We start from the raw sequence: 22,222 nt of genomic DNA, 5'->3' as shown, positions 1-22,222 counted from the left end.
GGGTTAACTAAACACTGATTCTAAAACGTCTAAAGATTTTGGTTTTTTAAAACCTTCCAAATGTAACTCAAAATATCGAATTATTAGCTTTAGTACGCTCTGTCTTTCTTTTTTATTAAATGAAATTGTATGAATTGCATCAAAATTTATGCCTAACAGCCTTTTGAATAAAATAAAATCGTTACCACTTATCGTTGTTTTGTCATAAAGTGAATTAGTAAAGCTTCCTTCCAATAAATTAAACCCTAAACTTTCTGTATGAGTAGTATCTGGATAAAACCCTAAAAAACGTGATAAATTAAGTAAAAACAATAAATGAAAATTAGAAATTGAATCATGAGTATCTAACCAAATCAAGGCTGTTTCAATATAGTTATACAGCATTTCGTTTTTCTCTTCTTCTTGAATAATATTGGATAAAATTTCTGAAATAAATAGCACTATAGTTTGCTTCACAACCGACATATATATCGTTTCATACATTGGTAAAACCTGTGCTTCTTTAATAGAATTTAAAGTCCCTTTATTATTATGGTTTGCAGTTAATTGCAGTAAAGTTAACGGTTGAAAATATGCTGCTTTTAGTTTTCCTCTTTTTGATTTTAAAACACCTCTTATCATGTAAGTTTTAACTCCATCTTCTTCTGTAAAACATTTTACAATTAAACTAGAGTCTCCGTATTTTATAGCACTAAAAACAATTGCTTTTGTAGAAACTACTGCCATTAGTTTACAATTGCAATTTTGGTTGTAGCAGATTCTTCTCCTTCTTCGGTAGTTAATAATACGATGTAAATTCCAGAAGCAACTTTTTGTCCTGCTAAATTTCTTTTATTCCAAACTACTTTTCCTCCTTCTACTTGTTGCCCCTCAACAACGTTTGTTTCATACACTAAATTTCCAGAAGCATCTAATATTTTCACATTAGTTCCTTTAGGAATATTAGTTCCATTTCTACCAGCTATAGTTACTTGGTCGTTATTACTTAAAACAGGGTTCGGATATGCATATACCTCACTTAACTCATCACCAAAAGGAGCAACATTACTGTTATAAGCAACTATACCTTTGTCTGTAGCAAAAAACACCTTTCCTGTAAATTCATCTACAGCAATTTTTAAAATTTTATTTGAAGGTAGCGGTGAGTTGTCTTTATTAAAATTTGCTAAAGTATTTTGACCATTAGGATTTGTATATAAAACACCTCCATTATCTGTTCCAAACCATTTATTATTAGCTCCATCAACTTTTATAGCATTTATGGTTTGATCTCCCAATAATTTTTTAGCAATACCATCATCTAAAATAATAATTGGCTCTGCATCGAAAACATTTGCATCAAAAATAGAAGCCGGGTTGTTATATACTACTAAACCAGATAAAGTACCAATCCACAACCTATTATTATTATCGATAGCAATAGTTCTTGTATTTCTATTTGGTAAACTTCCTCTTGTTGGCTCTGTAGTTAATGCTCTTTTTCTATCCCCATTTTCATTATAAGCAAACAATCCATTACTTCTGGTAGTTATCCAAACCGTATTTGTATTGTCGATTGCTATCTCTCCCATACCAGGCCTATTTTGAACATACAACTCATTAATATTAAAACTTGTCCAATTTCCAGCAGGTGATAACTTCTTCAATCTTGATGAACCTAAAATATTCGTCACCCATAAGTTTCCTTCTCTATCTAGCGCTGTTCCACCAATACGGATAGTAACTCGAGAAGGATCTGTTGGAACAATATCTTCTAAAGGGCTATTTAAATGATTATAAAAATTTGAAATGTTATCATCCACAACTTCAAATAAACCACCAGTTAATGGCGTATTTACAGCTCCAGTATCTCCAAAAGAACTTATAAAAACCCTATTATCGCTATTTTTGTCAATCGTAATACTTACTAAATCTCCAAATGGATTAGCTGGATTGAAAGGTGTATTTAACCATGTTTCACCGTTGAATCTTGAATAACCTTGACGTATCTGAGAAGGTGTAAATGTTACATCATACCCCCCATATAACACCCAAAGATTATTATTAAAAACATCAATAGAAAAAACTTGATTAGATAATGGTCCATCTGGGTGAATCTCTGTGTAAGATTGTGACCCTAAAGGAGCATTTAATAAACCAAACTCTGATGTTCCTAGTAAAATTGAACTGTTATTAACAACAGCAGTGTTTAATGTAAAATCAAAACTACTAGATGTTGTATTAGTGCTTTGTAATGCTAGTGAAGTGTTATAAACATTAGCTGAACTTGATAGTGATACTACTAAATTCGTAGCAGAACTTTTTATGTCCTTAATGTTTTCAGGAAAAGTAAGTACATTTTGTTGTGTTGTTCCGTTTAACCTGACTAAATTACGATTAGACACTGCATAAACATTTCCTGAAAAAGATGTGATTTTTTGAAAAATCCCTGTGAATCTTTGTTCCCAATTTGCTGCATCAATCAAATTAGGACTTGTGATATCTGCCACAAATATTCCATTATCTGTAGCAGCGTAAATTTCATTGTTTAAAATAGTGATTTGGTTTACATTTACACTAGTAGATCCTGGACCAATAAAATAAGTATCACCAAATTCTAAACGTTCAATATCATATAAAACAATTGCAAATGAAGTTGCTATGAATAATTGTCCGTTATGCTCAAAAATATCATTAATTCTTTTTAAACCAGATTGATTAAAGTTTACGATATCAGGTGAAACCGTAACTGTACCATCATCACTAATTACTTCTACCAAACCTGTTTCGTATCCGATAACAATTCTATCAAAAGTTTCATTATAGTGAATTGCTGAAGTCGTTTCACCAGATAAACCATTAACAGAAGATAATTTCCTTAACTCCTCTGTAGTTGTATTGTATGAAAAAACCGCATTATCTGTTAATGCAAAGACATTCTCACCATTAATAACAAAGCCTCTTACATTATTATATGAAAAGAAATCTTCCCAACGATCACTAAAATCATTTTGCGCATTAGATAACAACAAAAAATACAAGGCTATTAGTGTACAGATTTTCTTCATAATTGCTTCAAAGATATTTAATAATAACGATAAAAGCGATACATTCGTACAAAATAGAACTTGATCTTATGAGTGTTGAAATAGAACGCAAATTCTTAGTAAAAGATAATAGATTTATAAACGAAGCCTCAAAAAAAGTGTATATCAAACAAGGATTTTTAAATTCTGATAAAGAACGTGTGGTTAGAGTTCGTTTAAAAGATGATCAAGGCTTTTTAACTATTAAAGGAAAATCAAATTCTTCTGGGACCACAAGATTTGAATGGGAAAAAGAAATACTTAAAACAGAAGCTGAGGATTTATTCAATTTATGTGAAAAAGGAATTATTGAAAAACACAGATATCTTGTTGTAATAGATAATCACACTTATGAAGTAGATGAATTTTTAGGTGATAACTTAGGTTTAATTGTTGCTGAAATAGAACTTTCAAGTGAAGACGAAAACTTTGTAAAACCAGATTGGTTAGATAAAGAAGTTACTGGTGAAACTAAATATTACAATTCTAACATTAGTAAATTACCTTACAAAGATTGGTAGTTATAAGTTATAAATGGCCCAAAAGTGGCAAAGACTTCCTAACAATACGAAAACATGAAAAATAGCGTGGTTAAAAGGTATTTTCTTTATTGAATACAAAATAGCTCCAATAGTATAAAAAACTCCACCGCCGATTAAATAATTAATTCCTTCTGTAGATAAGCTTTCCATTAATGGTTGAATAAAAAATACTACTAACCACCCCATTAACACATACATTACTGTAGATACATGTTTTAACTTCCCTGTAAAAAACAATTTAAAAATTATTCCTACCAGAGCGAAAGTCCAAACAATTAAAAACATTCGTAAACCTAAATCAGATTTTAAAGCAACCAAACAAAAAGGAGTATAACTTCCTGCAATAAGCATAAAAATTGCTGCATGATCGAAAACTTTTAATCGTTTCCTTTTAACTGGATCTGTTGCTTTATGATAAAATGTAGATGCCGCATATAGTGTTATTAAACTTATTCCGTAAATAATAAAACTTATTTGATACCAAACATTAACATAGCAACACGCTTTAAATATCAAAAAAGGAAATGCAATACAACTTGCAAATAAACCAATTGCATGCGTGAGTACATTTAAATACTCTTCTTCTTTACTATACTCACTTACTTTGTTTCTGCTTTGCATGTAATACTTTATTCGTGTCTTTCATGTATTGTTTATCATTCACTAATGCGCTATACATCAAATCAAAAACTTCTTCTTTTAATTGACGACGATCTTCAATTTGTAGTGAACTTGTTGGTATAAATTTATATTGTTTTACACGTAACTTCGTTGGACCACCTTTAAAAACATTCCATGAGAATGAACGTTTGCAATCAAAATACACTTGTGGTACAATTGGTATTTTAAATTCTATAGCTAAACTAAAAGCTCCATTCTTAAAAGGAGCTAACACTACCTCTTCTTCTGGCACTAAACCTTCTGGGTAAATTGCCACACTCGTTCCATCACTTAATCTTTGTTTAGCTAAACCATAGACTTTTCTTCTACTTTCAGCACTTCCTCTATCAACCATAATCACCACTCTTTTGTAAAAAAAACCAAAAATAGGAATCTTAACCAACTCTTTTTTTCCAACAAAAACAATCGGGTTTTTACTCATGATAATCATCAACCAAATATCAAAAAATGAAGTATGATTCGCACAAAACACATAACTTTTGTTTCTATCTATTTCTTCTTCTCGCTCAATTTCAAGACGAAATCCCATCGCAAAAACTAGAAAATATGAAAAGTAACGCGCTACCTTCCAAAAGTACGGATATAGTTTTTCATTTGAAGATAATATAATTAGTATTGGTGACAATAAAACAATACCTACAAACATTAATACATAAAACCATGCACGCCATAATAATAGAAAGGGAATTTTTATGTATTTCATAGTTGCTAATGTAGTAATTTCTTTTGTTTGGTAGATTTAAAGGTTATTTTTGTTTCACCGATTTTAAAAAAACTTTGCTAATGAAAATCTATTGTATTTGTCTTTTTTTGATACTACAATCATTACTCGTTGATGCTTGTAATTCTGCTTATCAATATAAAATATTTCCTATTGGAATTCAAAATCAAAATATTATCACTTTAACTGTAGATATTCATAGAACAGATTTTTTTGATAAAACAGCCGAGTTTAAAATTCCTAAAATTGGATGGCATCTAAAATATTATATTTCCACTTACTCTTTAAATGGACAAATAATCTCAAAGGGCAAAATTGAAAAAATAGTTGTTGAAGCTGAACATTATCTTAAGGAATTAACTGAAGTCTTTCAGAAAAAATTAAAAGCCGTAGTCTCACAAAATAAAAATATCACATTATTTAATCCTGAATATATTTCTTTTTGCGACTTTCAGAAGAAATGTAACATACTTACTTTAGAAAACAATATTAAAAAGAAGAAGGATTATTTAATTTATAAATCAAAAAAACACCTAATAAGTCTTAATGCTTTTCAAGAGTTTAAAAGAAGTGCTACATTTACCGATAATTTAAAAGCCTATTATTTAAGTTCTACTCGAGTTTATAGAGCAAACAATATTGAGATTGTTATTGGTCATGTAGGAACTGGTCATGAAATATCTATGGGATGGATCACAAATGATCCTAATAAAAAGCCTAAAGATGAGTATGATGTTGTAATTTTGGCAAAAGAACACAAACCAAATATAAAATTTGACAAAATAAGTGAAACCATCTATGAAGAACCATTATTACATCATGGATATGGGTTTGACTTTTTAATATTAAAAGAAACAAAATAAAATGTCTAGAATTTTAACTGGTGTACAAAGTACTGGTACGCCACATTTAGGAAATTTATTAGGTGCAATTTTACCAGCAATAGAAATGGCAAATCAGCCAGAAAACGAGTCGTTTTTATTTATTGCAGATATGCACTCATTAACTCAAATTAAAGACGGAAATCAATTACGTGAAAACACATATAGCACAGCTGCTACTTGGTTAGCTTGTGGTATTGATGTGAATAAAACTGTATTTTATCGTCAAAGTGATATTCCTGAAGTAACTGAATTAACTTGGTATTTAAATTGTTTCTTTCCATACAACAGATTAAAACTTGCTCATAGTTTTAAAGATAAAGCAGACCGTTTAGAAGATGTTAATGCTGGATTATTTACTTATCCGATGTTAATGGCTGCTGATATCTTATTATATGATGCTGAGATTGTTCCTGTAGGAAAAGATCAATTACAGCATTTAGAAATGACAAGAGATGTTGCAGAAAGATTAAATAATGTTGTTGGGGAAACTTTAGTTCCGCCTCAGGCAAAAATTCAAGAACATACACAATTGGTTCCTGGAGTTGATGGTGAAAAAATGAGTAAATCTCGTGATAACGTGATTAATATCTTTTTACCAGACAAAAAGTTACGTAAGCAAATCATGAAAATCCAAACGGATAGTACTCCTTTAGAGGAACCTAAAAACCCTGATGGAGATAATGTTTTTGCTTTGTATAAATTATTAGCTTCTGATGAGCAAATTGCTGAGATGCGCGCAAATTATGAAGGTGGAAATTATGGTTATGGGCATGCAAAACAGGCTTTATACGAATTGATTATCGATAAGTTTGCTGATGTGCGTTCAAAATACAATCACTACATGGAGAACAAAAATGAAATTGACGAAGCATTAGCAATTGGTGCTGAAAAAGCTAGAAAAGTAGCTCAGGATGTTCTACAACGTGTACGTGCAAAAGTAGGTTACTAGTTATAAACTAAATCATATAAATTTAAGCTTCTAAGAATGTTTCTTAGAAGCTTTTGCTTTTTATAATTGCATGTTAGCAACAATCATTCTATTCAGATACAATAATTTACTATTGGGAAAATAATTCAATTTCTCTATTTAAAAATTCATAATTTGATTTTTAAAGAACACTATTCACTAAAAATTTTAGTGTAACAACTATATATTTTAAATGTCTTTTTAAGACAACTGAAAAATCAAATATGAAAAACTTACTTACACTTTCATTACTACTTTTAACATATCTTTCTTTTGCTCAAGAAGAATGTAAATGCTCTAAAGATTTAGATTTTGTAATTAATTATTATGAAAACAATCTTCCCGGATTTAAAGACAATGTTACTTCTAAAACAAAAGAAACATATGCTTCCTTAAAAACCAATTTAATTGAAAAAGCAAAGAAAGTCAGTACGAAAAACGATTGTTATAAATTAACATTACAATATGTAGAGTTTTTTAGAGATAATCATTCTTCAATTTATATGAGAAGTCAAAATATTGATGAAAATAATGAAGAAGAATTACAGCAATTTTTAACTTCAGAAACCTATACTTCTAGAGAAACAATTCCATTAGAAAAAGTAGATCAAAAACAATATCCTATAGATAATATTCTTGGAATTTATGAGATTAAAAATGCATATACCGTTGCTGTAATTCCTAGCAAAACTAAATTGAGAGATTATGTTGGTGTAATTTTAGATGCGAAAACAAAACTTTGGAAAAAAGGACAAGTAAAGTTTGAGCTTAAAAAAACAGCCACTCCAAATGAGTTTTTGGCAATTAGTTATTTAAAAAATCATGCTGTAAAATACGAAAGCCGGTTCTCTTTAAAAGAAGGTGTACTAGGAGATTATTGGTTTAAAACCTCTTTAAATTCTTATGTGAACCATGCAATTGATATTCCATCTACTTACGATTTTAAAACAATTAACGATAGTATTTCTTATTTACGAATTCCTACTTTTTCTGGTAAAAGAACTGCAAAAATCGATTCGCTATACAAAGCTTCTTTCGATAAAATTAAAAAGCAACCTTATTTAATTATTGATGTTCGTAATAATGGTGGTGGAAGCGATTCCAATGTAAACCCACTTTTAGAATTCATGTACACAAATAAAATTAAAACCGATAAAGTTGATTTATATATTACTAAAGACAACATTAAAATTTGGGAAAGCTGGTACGAAGATGCAAAAAGTGATACTGTAAACTTTGATAAAGATCGAGTAAAATGGTTTGAAAAAAGAGTAGAACGAATGAAAAAAGCAAAGTTGAATTCCTATATTTCTGTATCGAAAGGAGGGCGAATGAGTAGGAAATTTAAACCTAATGCTGTAAAAAAGGTCGCTATTATATATAATAAAAATTGTGCTAGTTCTTGTGAAACCCTTTTATTCTGGGCAAAACAAAGTAAGAAAACAATTTTAGTTGGAGAAAATTCTGGTGGTTATGTTGGTTATGGTGAAGTTGGCGCTGTAAAAACTCCTTGTTACAATTTCACATTAACATGTACATCTAGTCGATACAAAAAACAACGTGCTTATGAAGTGATTGGTATTGCTCCTGATTTCTATTTGAACAATCAAAAAAGTTGGATAGATCAAACTATTGATCTTCTCAAGAAATAAACTGAAAAAAACTGTTTAAAATTAGCGTAGTGAGATTCTGAAATAAATTCAGAATGACATTGTTTTTTAGACAGCTACTTTTAATCTTTAGTATACTTTAGAATTTCATTGACTTGCTCGATACTTAACTGTGGAAAAGTAGGTTGATGTTTTTTAGAACTCAAATATTCATGTAAAGAAAGTGAATCAAACTTTACACCTCTCAAAGCAGGGCCTGTAATATGTTTATCTAACCTATGACAAGAAGCACAATTTGCATTAAAAAGCTTTCTTCCAGCTCTCTTTTCTTCAGTAATTGTATCTACAGTTCCACAAAAAAATCTTGGCTCTTCTTCTGCTGTTTCAGAGAATAACATAGAAGAAAAAAGCATCATCATGATCGTAATGAATACGACCATGTATGATGCAAATATTTTGTTTTTTAAACTCAATTATTGAATATAATTATTGAAATATTTCCAGTATTTATCTTTATACATCTCGTAATCTACTTCTAATTTCCCTTTATAATTTTCAATTATTTGATCTGTAACTTTACATGGCTTTTTATAATCTTTACATGCAAAATATACTTCTCTAAGATTATCTCCCGTTTCTCTTCCAATATTTAAATATCCTTCTTCATCTTTTAAAGACAGCATTAATTCATCTTCAAAATCATTTAGCAATTGATATACATCTTTATTCGGGAAACCATTATTCTCTGCACCATCATAAGGTATTTTCAAACGCAAGATCCAAGGATGAGAAGCTTTTGCATCCCAATTTAAAAGATCTGTATTCATGATGGCCATAAAAGGACTTCCGTTTTTCAGCGTAGTTTCAAAACTACCGTAATTATCGTTTTCAGTATCTCTTCTTAAGCCTTCATATTTTTCAACAAACTCTTTTTCTCTCCAAGTTAAAAAACTATCGAGCTTGTCTAAACTTACCAATTCTTGTGTCGCTTCTTCTTTCCTTTTAAAATGAACTACATCTATTAAAGTTGCAAATTTTAGCTCACCTAAATAATTATCTAAAAAAATATAGCATCCGTTGATTATTTCAGATTTATTTTCTTCCGATAAATCATCATGAACTATTGTTATCGAAATTTCATCTGGATATTCTTGATCGTTCTCAGCATAGAAATACATATTTTCTGTACTGAATTTATAATTATACATTTCTATTCCAGAATCATTAAAACCAAAATTTGGTTTAAATGCTTGAAATTTCCAATTAGGTAGCTTAGGACTTGCAGCTACTAATTCTTCCACCAAATAAAAGTTTTTTAAGTTTCCATCTGGTGTAAGAATTAAATCTGCAGTAGTATCATTGAGCATTCCTGATAAATAGAAAACTCCTTTTTTAATTTGATCTAATTTTGGACCAATAACATCAAAGAACTCCTTGCTAAGTCTGTTGGAATCTCCACTAGCAACTACTTTATGAAACGTTTTTTCATGAAGTAAAAACCAGTTCCAAAAATCTTGATACGATGTTATTGCTTGTTCTTTTTCTTTTTTTGAAAACAATTTTTTTAATAAACTCATAATTTAAGGTGCTGGATTCGGCATTGCTGCGTGCACTGCTTCTACTTCTTTTAGAATTTCTTCAGTCAATTCAACATGAATTGAATTAATGTTTTCTTTTAATTGATCCATTCTTGTAGCTCCGATAATATTACTCGTTACAAATGGCAACTGATTAATATAAGCTAAAGCTAACTCAGACAATGTTAAACCGTGTTTTTCTGCAATTGCTAAATAGGCTTGCACTGCATTTTGAGATCCATCTCCCATGTAACGCGCAATAAAACGTGGAAATAAAGTTCCTCTCGCCCCTTCTGGCTTTCCTCCGTTTAAATACTTTCCAGAAAGTACTCCCTGCGCTAAAGGAGAATATGCTAAAAGTCCGATATCTTCACGCATCGAAACTTCAGACATTCCGTATTCGTAACCTCGGTGAATTAATGAATATGAATTTTGAATGGTTACCATTCTAGGTAAATCATGTTGTTCAGCAGCTTGTAAGTACTTCATTGTTCCCCAAGGAGTTTCGTTCGATAAACCTACATGTTTTATCTTTCCTTCTTTAATTAAACCTTGAAGTGTTTCTAAAATTTCAATATGATTTTCGGCTTCTTTTGCTGAAGTTTTATACGGATAATCACGTACTCCAAAACAGTTTACTCCACGATTTGGCCAGTGTAACTGATATAAATCGATATAATCTGTTTGTAAACGTTGCAAACTACCTTCAACAGCTTCAACAATATTCTTTCCTGTTAAACCTCCAGATCGAATATGCGCTGTATAATCTCCACCTCCAGCTATTTTAGAAGCTAAAACAACTTTATCTCTATTTCCTGTTTTCTTAAACCAGTTTCCGATGATTTTTTCTGTAGCTCCGTATGTTTCAGGAGTTGCAGGAACAGAATATAACTCAGCAGTATCAAAAAAATTCACACCTTGTTCTAAGGCATAATCCATTTGCTCAAATCCTTCTGCTTCTGTATTCTGATTTCCCCAAGTCATTGTTCCTAAACAAATCTTAGAAACTTTAACATCGGTATTTGGTAATGTTGTGTATTTCATGTACTCAATTATTTAATTTACTAATGCAACAGTATTTTAATTTTCTACTATTTTATTGCATTACTACATTATTAACTTGCTGTGATTTCAGGGAGTTGAACAATTTTAAATTATCAGTTCGAGAACTATTTCTAAGTTAAAATTCTTATTCTCGATATAATTTTTTTTCCTTTTACTCTAAAAAATCACTCGAATTGACAGAATTTTTATCCAATTACACAATTGGTTTTTAATCTGATAAATCTTATTAATTTAAAATCGCATCGATTCCTGGTAAAACTCTACCTTCTAAGCTTTCTAACATTGCTCCACCTCCAGTAGATACATAACTCACTTTATCTGCAAATCCGAATTGTTTTACAGCTGCAACAGAATCTCCTCCTCCAACTAAAGAGAAAGCTCCATTTTTAGTTGCATTGTCGATAAAGTTTCCTAAAGCGATTGTTCCTTTTGCAAAACTTTCCATTTCAAAAACACCTAAAGGTCCGTTCCATAAAATTGTTTTACATTGGTTTACTACAGCTTCAAAATTTTCTAATGATTTCGGACCAGCATCTAATCCTTGCCAGCTATCTGGAATTTCATTTACGTCTGAAACTTGAGTTTCTGCATTATTATCAAAAGCGCTAGCAGCAATTACATCAACAGGAATGTGAACTTGTACATTTTTAGCTTTCGCTTTTTTAAGAATCTCTAAAGCTAAATCCATTTTATCATCTTCGCAGATAGAATCTCCTATTTTTCCACCTTGTGCTTTCACAAATGTGAATGTCATTCCACCACCAATAATTAAGTGATCTACTTTATCTAAAATATTTTCGATTACAGTGATTTTAGAAGAAACTTTTGCTCCACCTAAAACTGCTAAAACAGGTTTTTCTGAATTGTTTAATACCTTATCGATACTTTCGATTTCTTTCGCTAATAAATGTCCGAAACATTTGTTCTCTGGAAAAAATTGAGCGATTACTGCTGTAGAAGCATGAGCTCTATGCGCTGTACCAAAAGCATCGTTTACATAAACATCTCCTAATTTTGATAATTGTTCTGCAAAAGCAACATCACCAGCTTTTTCTTCGCCATGAAAACGTAAGTTCTCTAACAATAAGATTTCACCGCTTTTTAATTCAGCAACAGCAGCTTCAGCAGCTTCTCCTACGCAATCTTCAACAAACTTTACTTGCACTCCAATTACTTCGCGTACTTTATCAACAATATGTTTTAAAGAAAACTTTGCATCTACTCCTTTTGGACGACCTAAATGCGACATTAACACACAACTTCCTCCGTCTTCTAAAATTTTAATGATTGTTGACTTAGCTGACTGAATTCTAGTATCATCTGTCACTTGAAATTCATCGTTTAGTGGCACATTAAAATCTACACGGATTAATGCTTTTTTATCTTCAAAATTAAAATCGTTGATTGTCTTCATTTTTTATGTTTTTAGAAGTTTGCTCTTTTGTTGATTCCAACAAAAATAATTATTCTAAATTAGAAAAAACACGATTAAAAACGCTTATTTCTCTAAATTTATAACGAAAACGTTTACTGTAAATCTTCTGTTTAATTATGATCACTTTTACAAAAACTTCTAACACTTCTGAACTTGAGCAAATCTTAGCATTACAACAACGAAACTTACCCAAACAACTTAATGAAGAAGAAAAGAAAACACAGGGTTTTGTTACTGTTGAACATGATTTAGAAATACTCACTAAAATGCATGATCTTCATCCGCATATTATAGCAAAAGATAATGATAGTCTTGTCGCATATGCACTATCGATGTCTACGTCATTTAAAAATGAAATTCCTGTTTTAATTCCTATGTTTAATGAAATAGATAAACTTGATATTCATCAGAACTTTATTGTAATGGGACAAATTTGTGTTGATAAAGCATACAGAGGAAAAGGAATTTTTAGAGGTTTGTATGATACAATGGCTGCAACTTTTTCTGGTGAGTTTACAAGTATTATCACAGAAATTGACGCTAATAATACTCGGTCTTTAAAAGCACATGAAACTATTGGGTTTTCCGATCTTTGTACTTATGAAGCGGGACAACAATTGTGGAAAGTAGTTATTATGAATATATAAACTTTATTAAAAAACGATGCTAAAACGTATTACATCTCTATTCTTATTTTTGACATATTTTATTTCTAACGCCTGTCTTTGTAACGGTAAAACATTTGAAAATGAAGTAAAAAAGGCTGACGAAATATTTATTGGACGGTTGATTGAAATTAAAGAGATTGACACAAAAACATATGATTATGAATTCGAAGAAACTGATCAAAAAGTAAAAACAACTCGATTTTGGTATGCAAAATTTGAAGTAGAGAAGAAATGGAAAGGGTCTAACAAAAAGTATATTGAGATTTATCAAGAAGCCGGAAATTGCTGTTTTAGATTTAATATAAGTGTAAATTCATATTTAGTTTATGCGAGAACTTCAAAAGAACCTTTTGAGCTTAATGGTAAAAAAGTTCTTTATACATCTGGTTGCTTTAGAACTAAAGAATTTTATTATAACTTAAAACCTAAAAATGGAGAAAAAAATCAGCCGAATGAAGACTTTTACTTGTTGAATAAAAAATTCCCAAACACTATTGAATTAGTCAACAATACTCCTTTTCATTGGAAATTACCGCTTTTGGGAGTATTAATTTTTATCACTGGTTTGTTTATTGGAAAGAAAATAAAATGAACTTTAGAAGTCATCTAAAGTTCATTTTGAAACTATAAGTTAGATACATGAAATTGGCACAAAAACACATCTGTTGTTAATACAGAAAACGTCTTCGCATCCTTCAGATTCATGTGTTGCTACACAGTGATGCGTACTCGCACAAGATTGACCGCCTCCGTTAATTGTTTTTTGCTCTTTTTTACTTAGTGTTTTCCAGTTTTTAAAATTGTTTTTTAACATGATTTTTAATATTTATTGGTTAATAAATGAGTGGAGTTGTATTGATAAAAGCCCACTACGTTATTAATCCTAGAACCACTTTAAAACGAATCGTTTTCAGCTAAAAAAAGAGAATAATACATAGCAAAATTTTATCTCTAGCAACTTCATAATTAAGTCTTTTTCTTTATGACTTAATTCATATCTAAAATATGAAAACTCAATAAATATTGTGCAATCAATTATGTTAAAAAAGATTGTTTTTTAACTAAAAAATGTCTCTCTGAGTTTTTTTAGAAACTTCAAAAAGACATTAATTATATATCTTAAAATAATTTGTAAGTCTTATTTTTTTACAAAACGTTTAATTCCTATTTCTCCTTTATCTGTTTCTATCTTTAACACATATAAACCATTAGATAATTGACTAACGTTACACGTTTTTGTGTTTTTAGCTCTTAATATTTTGGCTCCTTGTAAATTATAAACTGTTAACGATTTAATCTCTTTATCTGACTTTATATTTAATATTTGCTGAACAGGATTTGGTGCTATTACAGTATTTGTTAAAACAAACTCATTATCTTCATTAGAGGCAGTCGCTCTACAATTTTCATTATACGTAGCAGTATTATCTTTAATTGTTCTCCAATCGTTATCACTCATAGTTTTATTATCCACCTGAATACAAGTCAACTCTGGATTTGAAGTGAAATCTGATAAAGTCGCATCGATTTTAGTGTTTCCTCCATTTTTTAAATCTATAGAAACCAGCTTATTATCATTTACATATACACTATAAAGCTCAGAATTTTCAGATAAATCAAGGATGATTAATTCGTTATTAGACACATCTAAAACCTCTAATCCTGTATTTAAAGAAACATCTATAGTTAGTAATTCATTTGAATTAAGGTATAATTCTTTTAATGCTACTGCATCTTTTGTGTTAATGATTCTCAACTTATTATTATTTAGGTTTAAATATGTTAAATCTGTATTGTTATTTAAACCTATTGTAAGCATTTCATTGTCTTGAAGTTTTGCTTCTTTAATTTTACTATTCGATAAATCTAGATTTTCAAGACTATTATTTGATGCATCTAAATATTCTAAATTATCATTAACTGCAAGAAAACCTATTTCATTATTAGAAGCATTTAATGTCTTTAATTTGTCATTTCTAGATAGATCTAAAATCCTTATTTTATTATTACTAACATTTATTTCTTCTAATTCGTTTCCTAAGAAAATATTAGCAATTTCATTATTAAACACTTCTAATTTTCTTAAATCTCTATTTCCTGTTAAAGACAAAAGTTCTAGCTTATTATTTTGAGCTTTTAATTCTTTTAAAACTTTAAAACCTTCAATACCTCTTAAATCTTCGATTCCTTTATTTGATACATCAAGAAACTCTACATTTTCAATATTTCGAATTAAAACAGTTCCGTTTATATCACCAGCATCTATGTTTAAATCAATTAATGCTTGTTCAAAATTCTCATCTCTAATGACAGCAACACTGCTACTACAAAATCTATTATAACTAGCAATATCATCTTTAAAATCTGTCCAGTTTGTATTACTATAATCTTCATCATCAACCTCGATACAAGTTAGAGCTGGATTATTTTTAAAACTAGAACCTGCAGCACCAGTTAAAAAGTTAGTATTATTTCCGTTTCTTAAGTTTAAATCTAACAGCTTATTATCATCTGCACTTACAAAATATAATTCTCTATTTCGGTTTAAAGCAAGATCAGTAAGTAAGTTTCCATCGATAGTAAGTATTTCTAAATCTCTATTGCTTCTTAGATTAACTTCTTTCAACTTATTATAAGCTATACTAATTACTTTTAGTTTTGTATTTGTTGATAAGGTTATCGCTTCGATATTATTTTCATCTGCATACAAAGATTCTAAATTAGATTGTACTAGTATATCTAATGCATTTAGTTCGTTATTACTAACATCAAGATTAATTAAAAGGGGACTTCCAGATACATCTAGTTCTGTGAGTGTATTGTTTTTCAAGTACAATTTCTCTAACTGAAAATTATTACGTAATCCTATCGTTGTAAGATCATTATCTCCAATACTTATTTCTTTTAATAAGCGGTTATTTGTTAAATCGACAGTTGTGAATGAATTTTTAGTAGCATCAAATATTTCTAAAAATGTATTTCTACTTAAATCCATTGCAGTTATTTGATTGTTATTAATTTCTAGTGTTTTTAACTGACTATTTTTAGTAACATCAATAATTGTTAACAGATTGTCTGAAACTTTTAAACTTTCAAGAAGAATGCTTCTCGATACTTCCAAAAGATTCAGTTTGTTTTTAGCTGCATTAATTTCTCTTAAAAGAACATTATTAGATAGTGTTAATTCTTCTAATAAATTTCCTTCAAGGTTTAAAGTTTCTAAACTTATGTTTGAAGCTAAATTAATAGTCTGAATATCGTTCCCTTGAGCTTCAAGATTTTTTAATGCAGTGAAACCTTCTATACCGGTTAAATCTTTAATATCTCTAAACGATATATCTAAATTTTCTACTCGATTAATGTTTGCTGTAGGCACTACATTATCTAAATCTCCAGAATCTAAACCAAGAGCAATTAAAGCTCTTTCGAAGTTATCATCTGGTACAATTGTGTTTTGAGAAAATGCAAAATTAGTACTCATGCAGAGTAGCAAAAATTGTAATAGTGGTTGTAAATTAGTTTTCATCTTTCTGTTTCTGTTTTCTGTTTTTCTGAGACTAAAAGTAGCTTAGAAAGTCTTAAGAAAATCTTAAAAAAAACATAAGAAATTTGGCTTCTTTAAATTCACATAAATCCTACAAAAACCCTAGGTTTATAACGAAAATTGATCCTGTTTTATTTTCGTTTTGACTATCAGTTTTTTGCCCGTTTTTTTTAACAAATTTTGAAATTAATTTTTCGTAAAAAGAGCACTTAAATGTTTACGTTAAAAAATTGTTACGCACTTAAAAAGGAAGTTCAGAAGGTTCTAAAAATGATATTTCTGGATTGTAAATCTCTTGAATTAACTTTTTAATTTGATCGATAAACGAATCAATTCTATCTAAGGAGACATTGTTGTCTTGTCCACGATACTTTTCAGAGAAATTTAACTTCATAAATCCAGATTTCAATCTTTTAAAAGAAATGATTCCAGCTTCTATTTGAAGTTCAGCTGTAGGATTATTTTGCGTATACATAAACGCATACAACAATACTTGAATGGCTTTGCTATATTTAAAATCTATAACACCTGTTATATCAGAAATTTTTAAATCTGAAGCATTTACAACACCGGTTTTATAATCAATAATACGAGTTACTCCATTGAGTTGATCTACACGATCTACTTGTCCGTGTATTTTAATCGGATAGTCGATTCCGTCTACATTAAAAAACGCTTCATAATCTTTTTCTACTTCAACAATTTTTAAGGCATTATTTGTATCAGAAAGTAATGTGATTTCTTGATCTAAAAAGTTTTGCACAAAACGAACAGCAACTTCAAAAATCAATCTGTTTTTACCTGTAGTAATATCTCCGTTTTTAAAATACTCTGCGAAGAAATGTTCTACCAATTCAGAAACTTTATTCTTCATCACAGACACATCATTCTTCACGATAAACTTTCCAACAAAAGGTTCGTATAAAACACGTAACGTTTCGTGAACAACAGTTCCTAAAGTATTAAATGCAACTTCTTCTTCGATATCGTCAAACTCTCTGATTTTTAAAACTTTTTGCTGATAAAAAGCAACCGGATTATACAAATAATTGGTTAAAGCAGAAGGAGAAATTCCTTTAGTTGCCAATTCTTTTAATCGTTCAAGAATCGCTTCATTTTTATGAACTTCTAATTGTTCTGTGGTTTGCTGTGTTACTTTCGGACTTATAAATGTGTGCTTTACATTATCTTTTAATAACTCTAATTGTGTTAAAAAACGACTCTTCTCTCCTCCTCCATACGAATCACTTTCTGTATTATAAATCAAATAAATATTCTCTGCTCTTTGAATCAATCTGAAAAAGTGATACGAAAAAATTGCATCTTTTTCTTTATAACTAGGCAAACCGTAATGCACTTTTGCATCAAAAGGAATAAATGACGTTTGTTTACTAGACGCTGGAAAAACGCCTTCATTTACCGAAGTAATAATTACATTTTTAAAATCTAACAAACGTGTTTCTAACATCCCCATTAGCTGCAATCCTTGTAACGGTTCCCCTTGGAAAGATAAACTTTCAGAAGAAATAAGCTGTTTAAAAAACTGATATAAAACTTTTAAATCGGAAAAATAACCAAACTCTAATTGTAAATTTTGTAACTGATTAAAAGCTGTATAGTAACGAAATAAAAACTCTTTTTCTAATCCTTCTACTTTATCTTTTAAATGATCTATAAATCGAACAATTCTTTGTAAAAAAGCATCTACTGTTTTAAACTCTGAAAATAAATCGGAAATCAAATCTCGTTTTGTTTCGTCTATATTTTTAAGAAAACTTTCGATGTAAGTTTTAGAAACAAAAGTTCGGTTTTCAGTAAAAATTGCACCTATAATTTGCTCGGAAACAACTTCGGTTTCTGTAGTTAATATTTTATAAACAAAAGGTTCTTTTAATAACTTTACTACTTCTTTGTAATAAAATTGTTGCGCATCTTTTTTCTGAAGTCTTTCTTGTGTAATGAACAGTTGAAACAACGACAAAAACAAACTTGTTGAAGGCATATCTTTTAACGGATATCCCATCGTAATATTCACTGAATTTACATTCTGTGGTAACGAATTTAAGGTGATTGGCAATTGTGATTCTTCGGCTAAAACTAAAGCTGTATTTTCATGACTAGAGAATTGCGATAATAATTCTCCTGCATACTTCATTTGCGTTACATTTTTAGAAGCTCCGATTAATTCGATATTCTTAGGTTGCGAAAACCAATTTCCGATCGTTTTTATTTCATTTGTTTGATAATATTTCCACCTGGTTTTATATTTTCTGATAAATGCACCTGCTTGATGATTCGAATACAAAAACGTTTCATCAATATCCCAATACACTTCAGTATTTCCTTCCAACAACATTTGTTTTATCATGAATTCTTCTGCTTTGTTTAAAGCATTAAATCCAATAAAAAAGAACTTTCTATCTCCAGATTGTTGTAAAAATCCTTCTAGTTTTTCAGTTGCTTCTCTGTACAAACATCCTTGATATCCGATTTTATTTTCAATCAGATATTCATAGAAAAAATTATAATATTCGTTTAGTTTTTCAGTAAATGCAAAGTGATCTTTTATTAATTCAGTTTCTTGAAAAGTACCTTTTACCGACCATTTTTTTAAACGTTCTACATCTCGAATGTAAACGAACACTTCTTTCGTATTTACTAAATGCTGATCGATCTCATTAAAGTCTTGTAACACTGTAAATGCCCAAGAAGCAAAAACATCAAACGTATCTGGTTTCTCTTCAACTTTCTTGTAAATCTGATAGAAATAAAACAGTAATTGTATTGAATCTACTTTACGAATTCCAGACACTTCTTCTGTAAACTCTTCAATATTCAATATTTCAGGAAAAAAACCTTTTACTTGCGCATCTTTTAGTGCTTGTTTTACAAAAACTCCAGCACGATTCGATGGCAATACAAAAGTTACATCTTGAAAAGATTGCGTCGTTTTTAAGATGTCTTGAATTGTTTCCTGAATAAATGTTTGCATTTATTTTATTTCTGTTTGAATTTTTAAATTGAGAATACAAAGTTAAGTCAATAATGTTATTCTTAAGAATACAGAAATAACATGGTAACTTGATATATTTCTAAAGTACAATAATTATGTTATTTTTGATTTCAACTAAATACAAATGAATACACTTTCTGTTGCTGCATTACAATCTGATTTAGTTTGGGAAAATCCGACTAAAAATTTAGAAAACTTCACAAAGAAAATAAATCATATTTCTGATACTGTAGATCTTATCGTATTACCAGAAATGTTTACTACCGGTTTTTCTATGAATGCTAGTAATTTGGCTGAAAAAATGGATGGTATTTCTGTACAATGGATGCAAAAAACAGCCGTAGCAAAAAATGCTGCTATACTTGGAAGTATTATTATTGAAGAAAATGATGCATTTTTTAATCGTTTGTTGTTTGTTTTTCCATCAGGTGAAATTCAATATTACGATAAAAAACATACGTTTACTTTAGCTAAAGAACACGAAACATATACTTCTGGAACTCAAAAGTTAATTGTGGAATACAAAGGATGGAAAATTTGTCCGCTTATTTGTTACGATTTACGTTTTCCTGTTTGGTCTAGAAACGTAGAAGATTATGATTTACTTTTATATACCGCAAGTTGGCCTAAAAAACGAATTAACGCTTGGGATGCTTTATTAAAAGCTAGAGCGATAGAAAACATGAGTTTTACCATTGGTGTAAACAGAATTGGATTAGATGGCAATGATTATGAATATGTTGGTCATTCTGCTGTTTACGATTGCTTAGGGAATTGTTTGTCTGAAGAAAATAACGAACTAGAAAGTACAATTACATTGAAACTTCAAAAAAATGAACAGGATACTGTTCGAGAAAAACTTGGTTTTTTAAAAGATCGAGATAAATTTAGTTTGCTATAAATGAAAAAATCTATTTTCTTGTTTTTTTTATTCAATCTAACGATTATAACACTTTTTTCTCAAGAGCGTAAAATTTACTTGGGTTTAAATTACGGAAGAGCAACACAGAATAGCTTTCCGTTAAATGATCCTGATTACGATTATGACAATCAGTATTTAAAAGTTCAAATCAATTATCCGTTAACACTTAAAGATAATTTCAATTTTGAGCTTTTAATAGAACCTAGTGTATACTTTGCCAATCATCAATTATTAAACGAGCAATTTGTTTTACCAACAACTGAAAACTATTTAGAGTTACGAGAAAAATTTACCAAAAGGAGAGCTTTTGAAGAATATGCTTTAAACATCGGAATTTTAGTTCGCTATAATGTATTTTCAAATTTCAGTTCTTATTTACTTGGTAGTGTGGGCCCAATGATTTCTAATGAAGATACAGAACGTTTAAGAAGAGGATTTGCTTTTTCAGATATCCTAGGTTTAGGATTTTCATGGAAACAAAAAAGAATACTATTTGATTTTCGATTGACTTTGCGACACAATTCTAATTTAAATTTTGCTTCTCCTAATAAAGGACATAATAGTTTTGGTATTGAATCTGGAATTTCTTTTCAACTTTAAATGAATCATTTTTATTCCTATTTTTACTAACGAGCTAAAAAAAACATTCAATATTTATATGGAAAAGGTACAACTGTTCACTTTACTTCTTATCGGTGTAACAGCTTTTATTACTAACAAAGGTTTAAAGGAATTTACTTTTCAAGACAAATTCTTATTTCATATTAATAAAGTATTCAACAACAAAGAATATATCCGACTAATCTCATCAGGTTTTCTTCATGTAGATTGGAAACACTTTGCCTTTAATATGATTACCTTATATCTTTTCGGATCTAATTTAGAGGACTCTATTGGTGCATTTCTTTTCTTCCTAATTTATCTCATCAGTTTAATCGGTGGAAATCTGTTTGCTTTATACATTCATAAAAATCATTCCGATTATAGAGCTGTTGGTGCTTCTGGAGCTGTTAGTGGAATCGTTTTTGCTGCTATTGGACTATCTCCTGGTATGGAAATCGGTTTTATCATTCTTCCTTTTGAATTTCCTGCTTGGTTATATGCTATAGGATACGTTTTATATTCTATTTACGGAATTACAAGTAAAAAAGATAATGTTGGGCACGAAGCTCATTTAGGTGGTGCAATCATAGGTTTATTAACCGTTATTGCTATTAAACCAGAAGTTATTAATACTAATTTTTTAACTATCGCGCTAGCATTAATTCCAACTTCTATATTCTTGTTTTTACTTATTATTAAACCCCATATTCTTTTATTGAATGATCCGTTTAAAAGCGCACCTAAAAACGTTACTATAGATGATAAATTCAATGAGATAAAGGTTGCAAAACAAGAAGAAATCGATTCTATTCTAGATAAAATAAATCAAAAAGGTTATCAGAATCTTACACAAAGGGAAAAAGAAAGATTAGATGAGCTTTCGAAATAATTAATTTAAAATTAAGTTATATTCTAAAGCAACCAA

General features: G+C 29.6%; 20 protein-coding genes. 9 read left to right on the top strand and 11 right to left on the bottom strand.

Annotated features, from left to right (window positions below; genetic code table 11):
• Positions 1-3 precede the first annotated feature (3 nt).
• A complete protein-coding gene (gene recO, locus Q1A46_RS00520) occupies positions 4-726 on the bottom strand; it encodes a DNA repair protein RecO (RefSeq protein WP_299672778.1) in 723 nt (240 codons plus the stop codon).
• Positions 726-3,047 carry a two-component regulator propeller domain-containing protein gene (locus tag Q1A46_RS00515; RefSeq protein WP_299672775.1) on the bottom strand — a complete coding sequence of 774 codons (2,322 nt, stop codon included), beginning with the start codon at positions 3,045-3,047 and terminating at the stop codon, positions 726-728. The genes recO and Q1A46_RS00515 overlap by 1 nt, the downstream gene beginning before the upstream one ends.
• Before the next feature lie 68 nt (positions 3,048-3,115).
• Here Q1A46_RS00515 and Q1A46_RS00510 point away from each other — a divergent pair, with 68 nt between their 5' ends.
• Positions 3,116-3,586 carry a CYTH domain-containing protein gene (locus tag Q1A46_RS00510; RefSeq protein WP_299672772.1) on the top strand — a complete coding sequence of 157 codons (471 nt, stop codon included), beginning with the start codon at positions 3,116-3,118 and terminating at the stop codon, positions 3,584-3,586.
• On the opposite strand, the gene Q1A46_RS00505 is transcribed toward Q1A46_RS00510, so the two are convergent.
• Together Q1A46_RS00505 and Q1A46_RS00500 are read right to left on the bottom strand one after the other, a co-directional pair.
• Complete coding sequence (locus tag Q1A46_RS00505; protein WP_299672769.1) at positions 3,587-4,228, bottom strand: hemolysin III family protein; 642 nt, start codon at positions 4,226-4,228, stop codon at positions 3,587-3,589.
• Entirely contained in the window at positions 4,203-4,991 is a 789-nt protein-coding gene (locus tag Q1A46_RS00500; protein WP_299672766.1) for a 1-acyl-sn-glycerol-3-phosphate acyltransferase, read from the bottom strand. Before Q1A46_RS00500 ends, Q1A46_RS00505 begins: the two co-directional genes overlap by 26 nt.
• 80 nt (positions 4,992-5,071) lie before the next feature.
• Between Q1A46_RS00500 and Q1A46_RS00495 the strand changes: the two genes are divergently transcribed.
• The 3 genes from Q1A46_RS00495 (at position 5,072) to Q1A46_RS00485 (ending at position 8,512) form a co-directional block, all read left to right on the top strand.
• On the top strand, positions 5,072-5,872 hold the full coding sequence (locus Q1A46_RS00495) for a hypothetical protein (protein ID WP_299672763.1): 801 nt from the start codon (positions 5,072-5,074) through the stop codon (positions 5,870-5,872).
• A 1-nt stretch (position 5,873) separates the two neighbouring features.
• Complete coding sequence (trpS, locus tag Q1A46_RS00490; RefSeq protein ID WP_299672760.1) at positions 5,874-6,842, top strand: tryptophan--tRNA ligase; 969 nt, start codon at positions 5,874-5,876, stop codon at positions 6,840-6,842.
• A gap of 242 nt (positions 6,843-7,084) precedes the next feature.
• The gene (locus Q1A46_RS00485; RefSeq protein ID WP_299672757.1) at positions 7,085-8,512 is read left to right on the top strand and encodes a S41 family peptidase; all 1,428 of its coding nucleotides are present in this window, start codon (positions 7,085-7,087) and stop codon (positions 8,510-8,512) included.
• An 80-nt stretch (positions 8,513-8,592) separates the two neighbouring features.
• Here Q1A46_RS00485 and Q1A46_RS00480 read toward each other — a convergent pair whose 3' ends face one another.
• The 4 genes from Q1A46_RS00480 to pgk form a co-directional block, all read right to left on the bottom strand.
• Positions 8,593-8,910: a cytochrome c gene (locus Q1A46_RS00480; protein WP_299672754.1), complete on the bottom strand. Its 318-nt coding sequence runs from the start codon at positions 8,908-8,910 to the stop codon at positions 8,593-8,595.
• Positions 8,911-8,943: 33 nt separating this feature from the next.
• Positions 8,944-10,047, bottom strand: a complete 1,104-nt coding sequence (locus Q1A46_RS00475; RefSeq protein WP_299672751.1) for a DUF695 domain-containing protein — start codon at positions 10,045-10,047, stop codon at positions 8,944-8,946.
• Between the two features lie 3 nt (positions 10,048-10,050).
• On the bottom strand, positions 10,051-11,091 hold the full coding sequence (locus tag Q1A46_RS00470) for an NADP(H)-dependent aldo-keto reductase (RefSeq protein WP_299672748.1): 1,041 nt from the start codon (positions 11,089-11,091) through the stop codon (positions 10,051-10,053).
• Between the two features lie 247 nt (positions 11,092-11,338).
• Entirely contained in the window at positions 11,339-12,526 is a 1,188-nt protein-coding gene (gene pgk / locus Q1A46_RS00465; RefSeq protein WP_299672745.1) for a phosphoglycerate kinase, read from the bottom strand.
• A gap of 137 nt (positions 12,527-12,663) precedes the next feature.
• On the opposite strand from pgk, the gene Q1A46_RS00460 reads away from it, so the two are divergent.
• Both Q1A46_RS00460 and Q1A46_RS00455 read left to right on the top strand, forming a co-directional pair.
• The gene (locus Q1A46_RS00460; RefSeq protein WP_299672741.1) at positions 12,664-13,194 is read left to right on the top strand and encodes a GNAT family N-acetyltransferase; all 531 of its coding nucleotides are present in this window, start codon (positions 12,664-12,666) and stop codon (positions 13,192-13,194) included.
• A gap of 16 nt (positions 13,195-13,210) precedes the next feature.
• Entirely contained in the window at positions 13,211-13,807 is a 597-nt protein-coding gene (locus tag Q1A46_RS00455; protein ID WP_299672738.1) for a hypothetical protein, read from the top strand.
• A gap of 39 nt (positions 13,808-13,846) precedes the next feature.
• Here the strand turns inward: Q1A46_RS00455 and Q1A46_RS00450 are convergent, their stop codons facing one another.
• From Q1A46_RS00450 to Q1A46_RS00440, 3 genes are all read right to left on the bottom strand, one after another.
• Entirely contained in the window at positions 13,847-14,029 is a 183-nt protein-coding gene (locus tag Q1A46_RS00450) for a hypothetical protein (RefSeq protein WP_299672735.1), read from the bottom strand.
• Positions 14,030-14,353: 324 nt separating this feature from the next.
• Positions 14,354-16,696: a T9SS type A sorting domain-containing protein gene (locus Q1A46_RS00445; protein ID WP_299672731.1), complete on the bottom strand. Its 2,343-nt coding sequence runs from the start codon at positions 16,694-16,696 to the stop codon at positions 14,354-14,356.
• A gap of 304 nt (positions 16,697-17,000) precedes the next feature.
• The gene (locus Q1A46_RS00440) at positions 17,001-19,751 is read right to left on the bottom strand and encodes a PD-(D/E)XK nuclease family protein (RefSeq protein WP_299672728.1); all 2,751 of its coding nucleotides are present in this window, start codon (positions 19,749-19,751) and stop codon (positions 17,001-17,003) included.
• 145 nt (positions 19,752-19,896) lie between these two features.
• Between Q1A46_RS00440 and Q1A46_RS00435 the strand changes: the two genes are divergently transcribed.
• Genes Q1A46_RS00435 through Q1A46_RS00425 form a run of 3 tightly spaced genes read left to right on the top strand, consistent with a single transcriptional unit; the run spans position 19,897 to position 22,186 of the window.
• Positions 19,897-20,673, top strand: coding sequence for an amidohydrolase (locus Q1A46_RS00435; protein WP_299672725.1), 777 nt, complete (start codon positions 19,897-19,899; stop codon positions 20,671-20,673).
• The gene (locus Q1A46_RS00430; protein WP_299672722.1) at positions 20,674-21,294 is read left to right on the top strand and encodes an acyloxyacyl hydrolase; all 621 of its coding nucleotides are present in this window, start codon (positions 20,674-20,676) and stop codon (positions 21,292-21,294) included.
• Positions 21,295-21,352: 58 nt separating this feature from the next.
• Positions 21,353-22,186: a rhomboid family intramembrane serine protease gene (locus Q1A46_RS00425; RefSeq protein ID WP_299672719.1), complete on the top strand. Its 834-nt coding sequence runs from the start codon at positions 21,353-21,355 to the stop codon at positions 22,184-22,186.
• Positions 22,187-22,222: the final 36 nt, after the last annotated feature.

The sequence above is a fragment of the uncultured Tenacibaculum sp. genome (assembly GCF_947502995.1).
GTDB lineage: Bacteria > Bacteroidota > Bacteroidia > Flavobacteriales > Flavobacteriaceae > Polaribacter.
This window is presented reverse-complemented; position numbering and strand designations above follow the sequence as displayed.

What these genes read in the sequence shown, in the direction of transcription:
- recO (WP_299672778.1), bottom strand. Translation starts at nt 726, where the DNA reads ATGGCAGTAGTTTCTACAAAAGCAATTGTTTTTAGTGCTATAAAATAC.
- Q1A46_RS00515 (WP_299672775.1), bottom strand. Translation starts at nt 3,047, where the DNA reads ATGAAGAAAATCTGTACACTAATAGCCTTGTATTTTTTGTTGTTATCT.
- Q1A46_RS00510 (WP_299672772.1), top strand. Translation starts at nt 3,116, where the DNA reads ATGAGTGTTGAAATAGAACGCAAATTCTTAGTAAAAGATAATAGATTT.
- Q1A46_RS00505 (WP_299672769.1), bottom strand. Translation starts at nt 4,228, where the DNA reads ATGCAAAGCAGAAACAAAGTAAGTGAGTATAGTAAAGAAGAAGAGTAT.
- Q1A46_RS00500 (WP_299672766.1), bottom strand. Translation starts at nt 4,991, where the DNA reads ATGAAATACATAAAAATTCCCTTTCTATTATTATGGCGTGCATGGTTT.
- Q1A46_RS00495 (WP_299672763.1), top strand. Translation starts at nt 5,072, where the DNA reads ATGAAAATCTATTGTATTTGTCTTTTTTTGATACTACAATCATTACTC.
- trpS (WP_299672760.1), top strand. Translation starts at nt 5,874, where the DNA reads ATGTCTAGAATTTTAACTGGTGTACAAAGTACTGGTACGCCACATTTA.
- Q1A46_RS00485 (WP_299672757.1), top strand. Translation starts at nt 7,085, where the DNA reads ATGAAAAACTTACTTACACTTTCATTACTACTTTTAACATATCTTTCT.
- Q1A46_RS00480 (WP_299672754.1), bottom strand. Translation starts at nt 8,910, where the DNA reads ATGGTCGTATTCATTACGATCATGATGATGCTTTTTTCTTCTATGTTA.
- Q1A46_RS00475 (WP_299672751.1), bottom strand. Translation starts at nt 10,047, where the DNA reads ATGAGTTTATTAAAAAAATTGTTTTCAAAAAAAGAAAAAGAACAAGCA.
- Q1A46_RS00470 (WP_299672748.1), bottom strand. Translation starts at nt 11,091, where the DNA reads ATGAAATACACAACATTACCAAATACCGATGTTAAAGTTTCTAAGATT.
- pgk (WP_299672745.1), bottom strand. Translation starts at nt 12,526, where the DNA reads ATGAAGACAATCAACGATTTTAATTTTGAAGATAAAAAAGCATTAATC.
- Q1A46_RS00460 (WP_299672741.1), top strand. Translation starts at nt 12,664, where the DNA reads ATGATCACTTTTACAAAAACTTCTAACACTTCTGAACTTGAGCAAATC.
- Q1A46_RS00455 (WP_299672738.1), top strand. Translation starts at nt 13,211, where the DNA reads ATGCTAAAACGTATTACATCTCTATTCTTATTTTTGACATATTTTATT.
- Q1A46_RS00450 (WP_299672735.1), bottom strand. Translation starts at nt 14,029, where the DNA reads ATGTTAAAAAACAATTTTAAAAACTGGAAAACACTAAGTAAAAAAGAG.
- Q1A46_RS00445 (WP_299672731.1), bottom strand. Translation starts at nt 16,696, where the DNA reads ATGAGTACTAATTTTGCATTTTCTCAAAACACAATTGTACCAGATGAT.
- Q1A46_RS00440 (WP_299672728.1), bottom strand. Translation starts at nt 19,751, where the DNA reads ATGCAAACATTTATTCAGGAAACAATTCAAGACATCTTAAAAACGACG.
- Q1A46_RS00435 (WP_299672725.1), top strand. Translation starts at nt 19,897, where the DNA reads ATGAATACACTTTCTGTTGCTGCATTACAATCTGATTTAGTTTGGGAA.
- Q1A46_RS00430 (WP_299672722.1), top strand. Translation starts at nt 20,674, where the DNA reads ATGAAAAAATCTATTTTCTTGTTTTTTTTATTCAATCTAACGATTATA.
- Q1A46_RS00425 (WP_299672719.1), top strand. Translation starts at nt 21,353, where the DNA reads ATGGAAAAGGTACAACTGTTCACTTTACTTCTTATCGGTGTAACAGCT.